This window comes from Streptomyces sp. NPDC030143 (genome assembly GCF_055573695.1).
This window is the reverse complement of the sequence record NZ_JBVIAY010000027.1, coordinates 35,920-49,467: the sequence shown is the minus strand read 5'-3', so window position 1 is coordinate 49,467 and position 13,548 is coordinate 35,920. Positions and strand designations below refer to the sequence as shown.

Sequence of the window (13,548 nt, the reverse complement as noted above, 5' to 3'; positions counted from 1 at the left end):
CGACCATCCGCTCAGGCTCACAAGGAGCCCCATTTGGGTAAGTTCCGGACATGACGAGAGCCGGAGCCGAAGCCATCGCGGTGACGGTGGACGCGCCCGCCCCGGCGGTACGCCTCCCCCGGCGCCGCGGCGTCGAACTAGCCCTCATCGTGCTCGCCGTCCTGCTGTCGGTGTACGGCTACTGCGCCGTCGGACTGGCCAGGAACGGCACGGTCCCGCCCGGCGCCGCCGGCTACGGCGCCGGGCTCGGCGTGCTCGCGCTGCTGGCGCATCTGACGGTGCGGCTGCGCGCGCCGCACGCCGATCCGCTGCTGCTGCCGATCGCCGTGCTGCTCAACGGCATCGGCCTGGTGCTGATCTACCGGCTGGACCTGGAGACGCCGGGCGACCGGGCGGCACCCACCCAGCTGGTGTGGTCGACGCTGGGTGTGGCGTTGTTCATCGCGGTGGTGGCCGTGCTGCGCGACCACCGGGTGCTCCAGCGGTACGCGTACGTGTGCGTGGCCGCCGCGCTGGTCCTGCTGACGCTGCCGATCCTCTTCCCTGCGGTCAACGGCGCCCGCATCTGGATCCGGATCGCCGGGTTCTCCATCCAGCCGGGCGAGTTCGCGAAGGTGCTCCTCGCGGTGTTCTTCGCCGCGTACCTGGCGGCCAACCGGCCGGCTCTGGCCTACGCGGGCCGCAAGGTCTGGTTCATGCAGCTGCCGACCGGCCGGGTCCTCGGCCCGATCGTCGCGATCTGGCTGCTGAGCGTCGGCGTCCTGGTCCTGGAACGCGACCTGGGCACCTCGCTGCTCTTCTTCGGCCTGTTCGTCGTCATGCTGTACGTCGCCACCGGCCGCACCGGCTGGATCGCGGTCGGTCTGCTGCTGGCCTCGCTCGGCGCGGTCGCCGTGGGCTGGCTGGAGCCGCACGTGCACAGCCGGGTCGAGGACTGGCTGCACCCGTTCGCGTCGATCGAGGCGGGACGGGGGCCCAACCAGCTCGCGCAGTCCCTGTTCTCGTTCGCGGCGGGCGGCATGCTGGGCACCGGTCTGGGCCTCGGCCACTCCGTCCTCATCGGCTTCGCCGTCAAGTCGGACTTCATCCTGGCGACGGCGGGCGAGGAACTGGGGCTGGCCGGCCTGGCCGCGCTCTTCCTGCTGTACGGCCTGCTGGTGGAGCGCGGCTACCGGGCCGGCCTGGCCCTGCGCGACCGCTTCGGCCGGCTGCTCGCCGTCGGACTGGCGTCGATCGTGGCGCTCCAGGTGTTCGTCATCGCGGGCGGGGTGACGGGACTGATCCCGCTGACCGGCATGGCGATGCCGTTCCTCGCGCAAGGCGGCTCGTCGGTCGTGACCAACTGGGCGATCGTGGCCCTGCTGATCCGGGCGAGCGACTCGGCGCGACGCCCGTACGACGGGAAGGCGGCCGGATGAGACTCGAGGTGGGCGCGTGATGACCCGTCACATCCGGCACGCCGCCGTCTTCTGCGCGCTGCTGCTGGTGGCGCTGCTCGTCAACGCCGCCCGTGTGCAGGTCGTCCAGTCGGCCCGCTACGACGGCAATCCGGCCAACCGGCGCGACTCCATCGCACGCTACGCTCAGCCGCGCGGGAACATCCTGGTCGGCGGGGTGGCGGTCACCGGCTCGCGGGACACCGGGGAGCAACTGCGCTACGAACGCACCTACCTGGACGGCCCGTTGTACGCGCCGGTGACGGGTTTCGCCTCGCAGGTGTACGGGACGACGTTCCTGGAGCACGCCGAGGACGCCCTGCTCGCCGGCACGGACCCGCTGCTCGCGCCGTTCCCCGTCCTCAACGACGTCACCCGCGGCCGGCCCTCGGGCGGTGACGTCCAGACCACGCTCCACGCGCGCGCCCAGCGGGCGGCGTACGAGGGGCTGGCCGGCCGCAAGGGCGCGGTCGCGGCGGTGGAGCCGTCGACGGGGCGGATCCTCGCGCTGGTGTCGTTCCCGTCGTACGACCCCTCCGCGCTGTCCGGGAACGGGCCGGCGGCCGAGCGGGCGTGGGACCGGCTGAACGCCGATCCGGACAAGCCGATGCTGAACCGGGCGGTGCGCCAGACCTACCCGCCGGGCTCCACGTTCAAGGTGGTGACCGCGGCGGCGGCGCTGGACGCGGGGGTGGTCACCGATCTGGACGCCCCGACCGTCTCCCCCGCGCCCTACCGGCTGCCCGGGACGACGACGCGGCTGACGAACGAGTCGGAGGGGTGTGAGGACCTCTCGCTGCGGGAGGCGTTCCGGTGGTCGTGCAACACGGTGTTCGCGAAGCTCGGCGTGGACGTGGGCCTGGCGGACATGGCGGCCACGGCGGAGGCGTTCGGGTTCAACGCGACGGACGTGCGGATCCCGTTCGCCGTGGCGCGGAGCACCTTCGACACCTCGCTGGACCGGGCGCAGCTCGCGCTGTCCTCGATCGGGCAGTACAACACGCGGGCCACTCCCCTGCAGATGGCGATGGTCGCGGCGGCCGTCGCCAACGGGGGGCAGGTGCGCACGCCGTACCTGGTGGAGCGCACGACGCGGCGCAGCGGGGCGACCCTGGTGACGGCCGGGTCGCGGCCGGTGCGGCAGGCGATGCACCCCTCGACGGCGCGGCGGATGCGGGAGCTGATGACGGACGTGGTGCGCGCGGGCACCGGCCGGAACGCCGCGATCCGGGGCGCGACCGTCGGCGGCAAGACCGGCACCGCCCAGCACGGGCTGGGCAACGCCGGGGTCCCGTACGCCTGGTTCGTGTCCTGGGCGCAGGGCCACCGGGACTTCGAGCCGAAGGTCGCGGTCGCGGTGGTGGTGGAGGACGCGGCGTCGAACCGGCGGGACATCACCGGGGGTGGCGTGGCGGCGCCGATCGCGCGCGCGGTGATGGAGGCGGTGCTCATGTCGTGAGACGGGGGCTTCCCCGACGGACAGGACCGTCCTACGGTTCGCGCATGACTGACGCAGCCGCCTTCGAACTCGCCCAGGTCAATGTCGCCCGACTCAAGTTCCCTCTGGAATCCCCCGAGTTGAAAGACTTCGTGGACAACCTCGACCCGGTCAACGCGGACGCGGAGGCCGCGGACGGCTTCGTGTGGCGGCTCTGGTCGGAGGGCGGTGACGCGACGGACGTCCGGATCTTCGGCGACGACTGGCTGATCGTCAACATGACGGTGTGGCGGGACCGGGACGCCCTGACCGCGTACATGTACCGGGGCCGCCACCGGGAGATGCTCTCGCGCCGTCGTGAGTGGTTCGAGAAGGTCCAGGAGGCGATGACGGCGCTGTGGTGGGTTCCGGCCGGCACCCGTCCGACCGTCGCCGACGCCGAGTCCCGGCTGCTGCACCTGCGCACCCACGGCCCGACCCCGTACGCCTTCGCCCTGCGCACGTCGTTCCCGGCGCGGGCCGCGGAGCCGGTCAGCCTCGCGGTACCCGACGGTCCGGGGTGCTCCGTCTAGCCAGGTCCAGCCAGTAGGGCCGGGCGCCGCGCGGCCGGTTGTGGCCGCACTCGATCTCGTTGCCGTCGGCGTCCCCGACGTAGGCGGACGCGGCGGCGAACACCGTGACGGTGTCCGGCGCGTGCTCCACCTCGAAGAGGCCGTCGTCCCGCGGGCCCACCGCCCAGATCACGAACGTCTCGCCGGGCCGCATCCAGTGGTCGCTGCCGTAGGGCTCGAGGACGAGTTCCAGCAGTTCATCGCCGGTGTTGCGCACCCGCAGCACCGGCACCGGCGTCTCGTGCGTGGCCGTCATCGGTGTTCCCCTCTCCTGCGGGCGGCCACGATACCGCCGGTCACACCGGTCCGGTGAGCGGGGAGGCCGCACCCCGCTCCGCGGAGGCGCCGTGACAAGTGCCGTCCGAGGGCTTGACCCGCTTGCTGACAAGCAGTCTCATAAAGAGCCATGACGACCCTCTCAGAGGCCGACGCGTCGGCCGTCCTGCGCGACGCGCTCGGGCTGCTCAAGGACCGGGAGCAAGTGGCCGAGCGGCTGCTCGCCTCCTCCGCCAAGCACTCCTTCGACCCCGACGAGGAGCTGGACTGGGACGCCCCCTTCGAGGAGGGCAAGTGGTTCTGGCCGCCCGAGCTGCTGTCGCTGTACGGCACCCCGCTGTGGAAGCGGATGAGCGAGGAGCAGCGGATCCTGCTGTCCCGGCACGAGGCGGCGGCGCTCGCCTCGCTCGGCATCTGGTTCGAGATCATCCTGATGCAGCTGCTCGTCCGGCACGTCTACGACAAGGCGGCGACCAGCGCGCACGTGCGCTACGCACTGACCGAGATCGAGGACGAGTGCCGGCACTCCAAGATGTTCGCCCGGCTGATCACGCACGGTGGCACGCCCTGGTACCCGGTGAGCCGCGCCCACCAGCAGCTCGGCCGCCTGTTCAAGACGATCTCCACCACCCCCGGCTCGTTCACCGCGACCCTGCTCGGCGAGGAGGTCCTCGACTGGATGCAGCGGCTGACCTTCCCCGACGAGCGGGTGCAGCCCCTGATCCGGGGCGTGACCCGCATCCACGTCGTGGAGGAGGCCCGGCACGTGCGGTACGCCCGCGAGGAACTGCGCCGCCAGATGGTGACCGCGCCGAAGTGGTCGCAGGAGTTCACCCGGGTGACCTCCGGCGAGTTCGCCCGCGTCTTCTCGGTCGCCTTCGTCAACCCCGAGGTCTACACGAACGTCGGCCTGGACAAGCGGGAGGCCCTGGCCCAGGTCAGGGCCAGCGCCCACCGCCGCGAGGTCATGCAGACGGGAGCGAAGCGGCTGACCGACTTCCTGGACGACATCGGCGTGCTGCGGGGGGTGGGCCGGCGACTGTGGCGCTCGTCCGGACTGCTGGCCTAGGGCCCTTCCGATGGATCTCCGTGGGAGAAGGAGCGGCGTCCGGTGCGTGCTCTCGGCGTGCGGCGCGGAAGTCCCCGTAGCGGCGCTGCTTGGGCTTTCGCGCGGTGCGGCGAGAGTGCGTGCCGGGCGTCGCGACGCCGCGGAGATCCTTCAGAAGGGCCCCAGGCGCGCGGCGGGGGTGGGCGATTACGCTGCACGTCATGACCCCCACCGCCCCCGCCTACCGCCGTCTCAGCGTCGAGGAGCGTCGCAGACAACTGCTGGCCGCCGCGCTCTCCCTCTTCGCCCACCGCGTCCCCGAGGACGTGTCGCTGGACGACGTGGCCGAGGCTGCCGGAGTGTCCCGGCCACTGGTCTACCGCTACTTCCCCGGCGGCAAGCAGCAGCTGTACGAGGCCGCCCTGAGGTCCGCCGCCGAGGACCTCCGGCACTGCTTCGACGAGCCCCACGACGGCCCCCTGCTGCCCCGGCTGGCCCGCGCCCTGGACCGCTACCTCGCCTTCGTCGACCAGCACGACGCCGGCTTCAGCGCCCTCCTCCAGGGCGGCAGCGTCGTCGAGACGTCCCGGACGACGGCGATCGTGGACGGCGTACGGCGGACCGCCGCAGAGCACATCCACAGCCACCTCGGCGTCACCGTGCCCGGCCCCCGGCTGCGGATGACCGTCCGCGTGTGGATCACCGCCGTCGAGGCGGCCTCGCTGATCTGGCTCGACGAGGGCAAGCAGCCGCCCGCCGAGGAGCTGCGGGACTGGCTCGTGGACCAGTTCGTCGCCGTCCTGACCGTGACCGCCGCCCGCGACGCCGAGACCGCCGACGTGGTCCACGGTGCGCTCGCCGCGGAGACCTGATCGACACTGGTGCCGTGAAGAGCGAAGACACCCCCTTCGAGGGCGGCCCCATGGACGGACGGGTCCTGCCCGTGCTGCTGGGCCCCACCGGCCAGCCGCCGAAGACGTACCGCATCCCCGTCCCCGACGCGGCCGGCGGCCCGCCGACCGTGCTGGTCTACCGGCGCGCGCCGCGCGGGCACAGCCGCAGGCTGGGGCTGCCGCGGGGCTGGAAGTACGAGTACGACCCCACCGGCGCCCCGAGCCGTCGACCGCGCTGGCCGTGGTCCAGGCCCGACGCCACGCCGGGCGGCGGACGGGACGACACCGACGGGTGACGCCGTTGGTCCGAACCGCGCACCTGCGCGCGCGCAGCGGGCACACACCCCGGATGCTCACCCTGCGGGGTGGAGGGGCCGCCCCGCTGCGGAGGTGATGGCGTGTCAGGAAGGTTGCTGCGTCTGGTCGGTACGGTCTGCACGACGGCGCTGGCCGTACAGGTCCTGCTGACCCCCACGGTGGCCGGGGCGGTGCCCGAACCCCCCGAGGCGTCCGGCGGGCGCACGGTGGCCGAGCTGCTGACGGACCTTCAGCGGCTGTACCGGGAGGCGGAGCGGGCCACCGAGACCTACAACGCCACCGAGGAGCGGCTGAAGGAGCGCCGGGCCGAGGCCGACCGGCTCCGGGACCAGCTGGCGCGGACCCGGCTGACCCTGCACGAGAGCCGGGGCGCGGCCGGCCGGCTCGCCCGCCAGCAGTACCAGGGCAGCACCGACATCTCCCCCTACGTACGGCTGCTGCTCGCCCGCGACCCGCAGCACGCCCTCGACCAGGGCCATGTGATCGGGCAGTTGGCGCGCGAGCGGGCCGAGACGGTGGGGCGGCTGGAGGGCAGCGAACGCAAGGCCGACGGACTGGCCCGCCGGGCACGGGCCGCCCTCGACGCGCAGCTCACCCTCACCGAGCGCCGCAAGAAGGAGCGCGACGACGTACGCCGTCGGCTCGGCGCGGTCGAGGCACTGCTCGCCTCCCTCACCGCCGCCCAGCTCACCGCGCTCGCCGAACTGGAGCGCGGCGGCGTCGCCCGGGCCCAGCGGGACCTCGTGGCCTCCGGCGCCCTGAGCGACGACCGCAACCCCTCCGGCGGGGGCGTCCGCGCGGTCCGCTACGCCACACGTCAGCTCGGCAAGCCGTACGAGTGGGGCGCGGAGGGACCGGCGTCCTACGACTGCTCGGGCCTGACCTCCGAGGCGTGGCGGGCGGCCGGCTCCCCCATCCCGCGCACCAGCCAGGAACAGTGGGCCCGTCTGCCGAAGGTCCCGCTCAAGGAGCTGCGCCCCGGCGACCTGGTGATCTACTTCCCCGACGCCACCCATGTGGCGATGTACATCGGCGGGGGCAGGGTGATCCAGGCCCCCCGTCCCGGGGACAGGGTCAAGGTCTCCCCGATCGCGTCCCACCCGATCCTGGGGGCCGTTCGCCCGGATCAGGCAGCGAACGACCCGAGGTACGCCTCCGTCCTCGCCGGCTCGTAGAAGAAGTTCTCGAAGTCCGAGGGGTCGTCGAAGCCGTTGGCGAAACGATCAGCCACCGGCTGGACCTGGCCCGCCGCCCCGATGAGGTTCAGGATGTGCTCCGGCGGCGGCGACAGCATGGCGTTGGTCCACTTGGTGACGTGCCGGGCCGTGTCCCAGTACCGGTCGAACGTGGCCCGCATCCACTCCTCGTCGAACTCCTTCTCCCCGCGCTCGAGGATGGAGGCGAGGTAGGCGGCCGCACACTTGGACGCCGAGTTGGAGCCCTGCCCGGTGATCGGGTCGTTCGCGACGACCACGTCGGCGACGCCGAGCACCAGGCCGCCGCCGGGCAGCCGGCCGACCGGGTTGCGGACGGTGGGTGCGTAGCGGCCGGACAGCACGCCGCCCGCGTCGGTCAGTTCGACCCTGGTGGCCCGCGCGTACTCCCAGGGCGTGAACTTCTCCATGAGCCGGAGCGTCAGGGAGAGGTGCTCCGCCGGGTCCTTGACGCCGTTGAAGACGTCGAGCGGGCCGCCGGGTATGCCCTCCCAGAAGAGGATGTCGGCGCGGCCGGACGTGGTCAGCGTCGGCATGACGAACAGCTCGCCGACACCGGGGACCAGGTTGCAGCGCACCGCTTCCAGCTCCGGGTGCTCCGGGCGCGGGCCGAGGCCGTGCACGTACGACACGGCCAGCGCGCGCTGCGGCTCGCTGTACGGGGACCGCTCGGGGTCGCGGGCGAACATCTGCACGAGCTCACCCTTGCCCGCCGAGACCAGCACGAGGTCGTAGGCACGGGAGAAGTAGTCCAGGTCGGAGACGGCCGCGCCGTGGATCACCAGCTGGCCGCCGCGCTGGGCGAAGGTCTCCATCCAGCCGGCCATCTTCACGCGCTGGTCGACCGACTGGGCGTGGCCGTCGAGCCGGCCCAGCCAGTCGATCGCGCGCTGGGTGGGGCCCGGGTCGTGCGAGCCGGGAGCGGCCACGGAGACGCCGAGCCCCTCGATCTTCGGGGCCTGCGGCTCCCAGAAGTTCAGCTGGAGGTCGCGCTCGTGCTGGAGTGCCGTGTGGAACATGCACTGCGTCGACATCACCCGGCCGGAGCGGATCTCGTCCGCGGTCCGGTTGGACATCAGGGTGACCTCGTACCCGTGCGGCTGGAGGCCGAGGGCGAGCTGGAGTCCGGACTGGCCGGCTCCGACGACGAGTATCTTCCGCATGCGGGGGTGTCTCCTACTCGGGGGTTTCGTCGAGCGCGTGGCCCACCAGGGCCAGGAGGGTCTCGATCACGGAGATCCGGCGACGCGCATCCATGATCATGACAGGCACGTGCGGAGGAATGGTGAGGGCCTCGCGCACGTCCTCCGGTTCGAACAGCACGCTGCCGTCGAAGTGGTTGACGGCGACGACGTACGGCAGCCCGCAGCTCTCGAAGTAGTCCAGCGCGGGGAAGCAGTCCTTCAGCCGGCGCGTGTCGGCGAGGACGACCGCGCCGATCGCGCCGCGCACCAGGTCGTCCCACATGAACCAGAACCGCTGCTGGCCCGGCGTGCCGAACAGGTAGAGCACCAGGTCGTCGTCGAGCGTGATGCGGCCGTAGTCCATGGCGACCGTGGTGGTGACCTTGTCCGGGGTGCCGGTGAGGTCGTCCGTCTCCTCACTGGCCTCGGTCATCAGCGCCTCCGTCTGGAGGGGCGTGATCTCCGAGACGGTGCCGACCAGGGTCGTCTTGCCGACACCGAAGCCGCCCGCGACAACGATCTTGGTGGCCACCGGGGCGCGGGTGCGGTCCGTCTGCCAGGACTTCAGGTCCTCGTCGGGTTCGTCGACGAGGGGTGACACGCCGAAGGAGGGGTCGGCGTCAGAGACGACGGAGTCCACTCAGCACCCTTTCCAGCAGAGCGCGGTCGGGACGGCCCGTACCGTGACCGGTCCCGGTGCCGTACACACGGATCTTTCCCTGGTCCGCGAGGTCGCTGAGGAGCACCCGGACCACACCGAGCGGCATCCTCAGCAGCGCGGCGATCTCGGCCACCGTGCGCATGCGGCGGCACAGTTCGACGATGGCCCGCATCTCCGGCATGACCCGGGTGGTGAGGAGACCGTCCCCACCGCCGATGGCGCGGGCGGTGCCCCCGGTCAGCTCCTTGCGCTCCTCGGGCGCCTCGAGCTCGGCCGTGGTCGCCACGAACGTCTCCACGAGGAGGACGTGACCGAAGCGGGTACGCCCGCCGGTCAGCGAGTAGGGGCGGACCCGGGCGGGCCGGCGGTCGCCGCCGCGCACCGGAAGCTGCCCGCGGTGCGGCGGCGTCTGCGGCTTCCGGGAGCTGCTCATCGGGCGCCCCCCGCCGTCACGGACTCCAGCGACTGCCTCAGCTCGCTGCGCAGCTCCGGGGTCAGGACGTGTCCGGCGCGGCCCACGAAGAGGGCCATGTGGTACGCCACCACACTCATGTCGCAGTCGGCGGAGCCGTGGACGCCGAGCAGGGAGCCGTCGCTGATCGACATCACGAACAGGCTGCCCTCGTCCATGGCGATCATGGTGTGCTTCACTCCGCCGAACTCCATGAGCTTGGCGGCCCCGATGGTGAGGCTGCCGATGCCGGAGACGATGGTGGCGAGGTCGGCGGAGGAGCCGCGCGGGCCGGTGGGTCTGGCTCCCTGGGCGCGGCGGGCGGCGTCGTTGCGCCCCGCGTCCGAGGAGAGCAGGAGCAGGCCGTCGGAGGAGACGACCGCGACGGACTGGATGCCGGGCACTTCCTCCACCAGGTTGGTCAACAGCCAGTGCAGGTTACGGGCTTCACTGCTCAGTCCGAAGGTACTGGGCGCGGTCAACTGCTTGCCTCCTCGACTGTGCCCCCCGTGTCTTCTTCGGCATGTGCGTGTGCGTGTGCTTCTTGCGGTGCGGGTGCCTTGTTCTGGGCCGTCTGTTCGGCGATCTCCACCTCGACGTCGCGGTACCCGGCCTCCGCCCCCCGGCGGAAGCCGCCCAGACGGCGGCGGAGTGCTTCGGCGTCGACGGACCCGGTCCGCTGACGCGGGGCCGGGGCGCTGGCGGTGATCTTGGGCGTGCGCTTCGGGAGGCCCTTGTCCGTGAGCGGTTCCTCCGGAGCGTCCGGCGTACGCGCGTGCTCGGCGCCGGCCTCGCCCGCGGCGGGGTGCGGCGGGATGGCCTCCTGCGGGGCGACCACCTGTGAGACGTCCTGATGTGAGACGTCCTGCCCGCGGTCGGCCGTCTCGGGGGCGGCCCCCTGCGGGGCGGCCGTCTCGGGGGCGGCCCCCTGCGGGGCGGCCGGCTCGGGGGCGGCCTCCTGGAGGGCGGCCGACTCGGGGACGACCAGCTGTGCGGACGCCTCCCGTGCGGCGCCCTCCCTCGGGGAGACCTCGCGGGTGCCGGCCTCGCGCGGGGCGGCCGGCTCGGGGACGGCCACATGGGTCGCGGCCTCCTGTGCGGTGGCCACGCGTGCGGCGGCCTCCCGTGCGACGGCCTCGCCGTCGGCGAACGCGGGTGCGGGTGCGCGGCCCGTGGCCCCTTCCGCCTCCTCACCGTCCGCTTCCCCTTGCAGCTCCGGCAGCAGGAGCTCCATCGTGGTCTCGGCCGGGGACTCGACCGGGACTCCGGCGCGGGTGTCGGCCGAGGCGTCGGCGTAGGTCCCGACCGGCTCGGCGTCGGCACCGGCCGGGGAGCCCGCGTCGGCACCGGCCGGGAAGCCGGCTTCGGCACCGGCCGGGGAGTCGACGCGGCCGCCGGTCCAGATGTCCGCCGGGGACTCGGCCGGGACTCCGGCGCGGGTGTCGGCCGAGGCGTCGGCGAAGGTCCCGACCGGCTCGGCCTCGGCACCGGCCGGGGTGGCGTCGGCACCGGCCGGGGTGGCGTCGGCACCGGCCGGGGTGGCGTCGGCACCGGCCGGGGTGGCGTCGGTGTCGCGCGGGGAATCGGTGTGGCCACGGGGAGTTGCCGTCCCGGTGTCGGCCGGCGACTCCGCCGGAGGCCGCGGGTCCGTCTCGGCCGTGCGGACGGCGTTCTCCGCGAGGGCGACCAGGGGGTCCGCGCCCGGCTTGGGGCGGCCGGGCAGGACGTTGGAGTTGGCCTCCGCGTCCGCACCCGGGAGCGAGACGCCGGGGACGGCCGACGCGGCGGGCGCGGACGTCGGGTTCACGGCGGCCGGCGCGGCGGAGAGCAACGGCGTCGGCAGGACGACGACCGCGGCGACCCCACCCTGCTTCTGCTCGCGCAACTGCACGCGCACCCCGTGCCGGTGGGCGAGCCGCGCCACGACGTACAGGCCGAGCCCGAGGCCCTCCTCGCCTTCCTGGTCGTAGGGGCTTTCCGGGTCGAACGCGGTGAGGCGGGAGTTCAGGCGGGTGAGCCGCTCCTCGGTCATGCCGATGCCCTCGTCCTGGACGGAGAGCATGACCTCGCCGTTCTCCAGGAGCCAGCCGGAGACCTCGACGGGCAGGTCCGGCGGGGAGAACGAGGTGGCGTTCTCCATGAGTTCGGCCAGCAGGTGGGAGAGGTCGTCGGCGGCGAAGCCGGCCACGTGCGCGTGCGGCGGCAGGGCGGAGATGCGGACGCGTTCGTAGCGTTCGATCTCGCTGACGGCGGCCCGCACGACGTCCACGAGCGGGATCGGACCCGCGTGCTGCTGGACGTGTTCCGTGCCGGCGAGGACCAGCAGGTTCTCGCTGTGCCGGCGCATGACCGTGGCGAAGTGGTCGAGCTTGAACAGGGTGGCCAGCCGGTCGGGGTCCTGCTCGCGCTCCTCCAGGCCCTCGATGACGGCGAGTTGCCGCTCGACGAGACCGAGAGTGCGCAGGGACAGGTTGACGAAGGTGCCCGTGATGGAGCCCCGCAGCCGCTCCAGCCGCTCGGCGGCGTCGGCGAGTTCGGCGCGCAGTTCCTCGCGGGCGTCGGCCATCTTCTGGCGCTGCCCGACGAGGTGCTTGCGGTCGGACTCCAGGGTGGCGACGCGTTCGTGGAGCGCCACGGCGTGCTCGTGCAGGGCGTTGACGGAACGCACGACCTGGGCGAACTCGTCGTTGCGCCCGGTGAACCGCACCGGTTCCTCGACCGCCGGGTTCTCCGCGCCGGCCAGCCGCGCCGAACCCAGCCGCAGGACGGCGAGCGGACGCGTGAGGCTGCGGGCCATGGCGGTGGCGACGCCGACGGCGACCAGCATCAGGGCGCCGAGGAGGGCGACGCGGATCTCCAGCGCGGTGACGTCGTCGTCGCGCAGCTGGGCGAGGTCCTTGGTGCGCTTGTCGTAGAAGGACGACTCGACGCCGCGCATCAGGTCGACCCGGGCGGAGAGTGCCGCGTCGACCTTCTTGGCGCTGGTGTCGAGTTCGTCGTCGTCGAGCGCCGGCTGGTCGGTGAGGTTCGCCAGATACGTGTCGGCGGTCTCGACCTCGCCGCCGGTGACGGTGGAGTCGTAGGAGGCGACCACCGCTTCGGGGGCGCCCTCGCGGAAGGCGGTGAGGGCCGCGTCGGAGCGCAGGCGGGCCTGCTGGGCGGCGGCGGTGAGGGCGTCGCGCCGCTCGGTGTCGGCCTCGGAGGAGACGGTCCTGTCGGCCATCCGGCCGGTCTCCGGGTCGTAGACGCTCTCGGTGCTCGTCGGCACGCTCAGCGCGGCGAGCAGCAGCCCGCGGGCGGCGGCGGCCTGCTGGACGGCGGTGTCCAGCTCGGCGAGGGCGAAGGCGCCGGAGCCCGCGCGGGGCGGCATCTGCTCCGCGAGGTCCTCGGCGAGACCGTGCAGCGCGGTGATGGCGGCCGAGTAGGCCTGGTGGGCCTGGAGGGCGGTGCTCCTGCCGGTGAGGGCGGCCTGACGGACGGCGGTGAGACCGTTCAGGGCGCTGCGCAGCGCGGCGGACGTGTCGGTGTGGGCGGTCAGCTCCCGCACCTGCCGGTCGACGCGGGCCCCGGACTGCGCCGGGGGCGCCGCGGCCCTGGTCCGGCCGGCGGCGACGTAGAGGGTGACCTCGTCGCGCTCGTCGGCGATCGACTGGGCGAGCGCCAGGGCGTCCTGCGTGCGCTCGGCCAGGGTCACCAGATCCTGGGAGTCCTTGAGCTGCCCGGAGGCGGCGAGCACGGAGGGAGCGCCGGCGCCGGCGATGGCGGCGGCCACCACGGCGACCGCGACGATCAGCCGGTTGCGTACGTGGGTCGGGCGGCCCTTGCCGACGGGGGTGCGCTCCGCGCCCCCCTCGGAGGCCGTCTTGCTGCCTGTGCGCCGAGGCCGCGTCTTCTGCACCGGTGCTCGCATTCCTGATTCGTTACCCATGGGCCGGATGACGCTCCGTCAACTGGCGCGTACGTCCGGTACGGTTCCCGACCCTCCCAGTGCCGGTGGGCACGGGCCGCGCATCGCCTG

The 13,548-nt window shown here is 73.1% G+C and carries 13 protein-coding genes; 7 read left to right on the top strand and 6 right to left on the bottom strand.

Features of this window, described 5'->3' with window-relative positions; translation table 11 throughout:
* Positions 1 to 50 precede the first annotated feature (50 nt).
* Genes ACZ4YY_RS32310 through ACZ4YY_RS32300 form a run of 3 tightly spaced genes read left to right on the top strand, consistent with a single transcriptional unit; the run spans position 51 to position 3,446 of the window.
* Positions 51 to 1,418 (top strand): FtsW/RodA/SpoVE family cell cycle protein, encoded by a 1,368-nt coding sequence (locus tag ACZ4YY_RS32310; RefSeq protein ID WP_468298373.1) that lies wholly within the window; start codon positions 51 to 53, stop codon positions 1,416 to 1,418.
* Between the two features lie 19 nt (positions 1,419 to 1,437).
* The gene (locus ACZ4YY_RS32305) at positions 1,438 to 2,895 is read left to right on the top strand and encodes a penicillin-binding transpeptidase domain-containing protein (protein ID WP_468298371.1); all 1,458 of its coding nucleotides are present in this window, start codon (positions 1,438 to 1,440) and stop codon (positions 2,893 to 2,895) included.
* Between the two features lie 44 nt (positions 2,896 to 2,939).
* The gene (locus ACZ4YY_RS32300) at positions 2,940 to 3,446 is read left to right on the top strand and encodes a DUF3291 domain-containing protein (protein ID WP_468298369.1); all 507 of its coding nucleotides are present in this window, start codon (positions 2,940 to 2,942) and stop codon (positions 3,444 to 3,446) included.
* On the opposite strand, the gene ACZ4YY_RS32295 is transcribed toward ACZ4YY_RS32300, so the two are convergent.
* A complete protein-coding gene (locus ACZ4YY_RS32295) occupies positions 3,406 to 3,741 on the bottom strand; it encodes a hypothetical protein (RefSeq protein WP_468298367.1) in 336 nt (111 codons plus the stop codon). The two genes, ACZ4YY_RS32300 and ACZ4YY_RS32295, sit on opposite strands and share 41 nt — an antisense overlap.
* 150 nt (positions 3,742 to 3,891) lie before the next feature.
* Between ACZ4YY_RS32295 and ACZ4YY_RS32290 the strand changes: the two genes are divergently transcribed.
* The 4 genes from ACZ4YY_RS32290 to ACZ4YY_RS32275 all read left to right on the top strand — a co-directional run bounded on the left by ACZ4YY_RS32290 (position 3,892) and on the right by ACZ4YY_RS32275 (position 7,195).
* Entirely contained in the window at positions 3,892 to 4,830 is a 939-nt protein-coding gene (locus ACZ4YY_RS32290; RefSeq protein ID WP_468298366.1) for an AurF N-oxygenase family protein, read from the top strand.
* Between the two features lie 200 nt (positions 4,831 to 5,030).
* A complete protein-coding gene (locus ACZ4YY_RS32285) occupies positions 5,031 to 5,681 on the top strand; it encodes a TetR/AcrR family transcriptional regulator (RefSeq protein ID WP_468298364.1) in 651 nt (216 codons plus the stop codon).
* 14 nt (positions 5,682 to 5,695) lie between these two features.
* Positions 5,696 to 5,998 (top strand): hypothetical protein, encoded by a 303-nt coding sequence (locus tag ACZ4YY_RS32280; RefSeq protein WP_468298362.1) that lies wholly within the window; start codon positions 5,696 to 5,698, stop codon positions 5,996 to 5,998.
* Between the two features lie 102 nt (positions 5,999 to 6,100).
* Complete coding sequence (locus ACZ4YY_RS32275) at positions 6,101 to 7,195, top strand: C40 family peptidase (RefSeq protein ID WP_468298361.1); 1,095 nt, start codon at positions 6,101 to 6,103, stop codon at positions 7,193 to 7,195.
* Here ACZ4YY_RS32275 and ACZ4YY_RS32270 read toward each other — a convergent pair.
* Genes ACZ4YY_RS32270 through ACZ4YY_RS32250 form a run of 5 tightly spaced genes read right to left on the bottom strand, consistent with a single transcriptional unit; the run spans position 7,147 to position 13,428 of the window.
* Positions 7,147 to 8,397 (bottom strand): styrene monooxygenase/indole monooxygenase family protein, encoded by a 1,251-nt coding sequence (locus tag ACZ4YY_RS32270; protein ID WP_468298359.1) that lies wholly within the window; start codon positions 8,395 to 8,397, stop codon positions 7,147 to 7,149. The genes ACZ4YY_RS32275 and ACZ4YY_RS32270 overlap by 49 nt on opposite strands.
* A gap of 13 nt (positions 8,398 to 8,410) precedes the next feature.
* A complete protein-coding gene (locus ACZ4YY_RS32265) occupies positions 8,411 to 9,058 on the bottom strand; it encodes a GTP-binding protein (RefSeq protein ID WP_468298357.1) in 648 nt (215 codons plus the stop codon).
* Positions 9,039 to 9,512: a DUF742 domain-containing protein gene (locus ACZ4YY_RS32260; protein WP_468298355.1), complete on the bottom strand. Its 474-nt coding sequence runs from the start codon at positions 9,510 to 9,512 to the stop codon at positions 9,039 to 9,041. Before ACZ4YY_RS32260 ends, ACZ4YY_RS32265 begins: the two co-directional genes overlap by 20 nt.
* Positions 9,509 to 10,012 (bottom strand): roadblock/LC7 domain-containing protein, encoded by a 504-nt coding sequence (locus tag ACZ4YY_RS32255; RefSeq protein ID WP_468298353.1) that lies wholly within the window; start codon positions 10,010 to 10,012, stop codon positions 9,509 to 9,511. Before ACZ4YY_RS32255 ends, ACZ4YY_RS32260 begins: the two co-directional genes overlap by 4 nt.
* Complete coding sequence (locus ACZ4YY_RS32250; RefSeq protein ID WP_468298351.1) at positions 10,009 to 13,428, bottom strand: sensor histidine kinase; 3,420 nt, start codon at positions 13,426 to 13,428, stop codon at positions 10,009 to 10,011. Before ACZ4YY_RS32250 ends, ACZ4YY_RS32255 begins: the two co-directional genes overlap by 4 nt.
* Positions 13,429 to 13,548 lie beyond the last annotated feature (120 nt).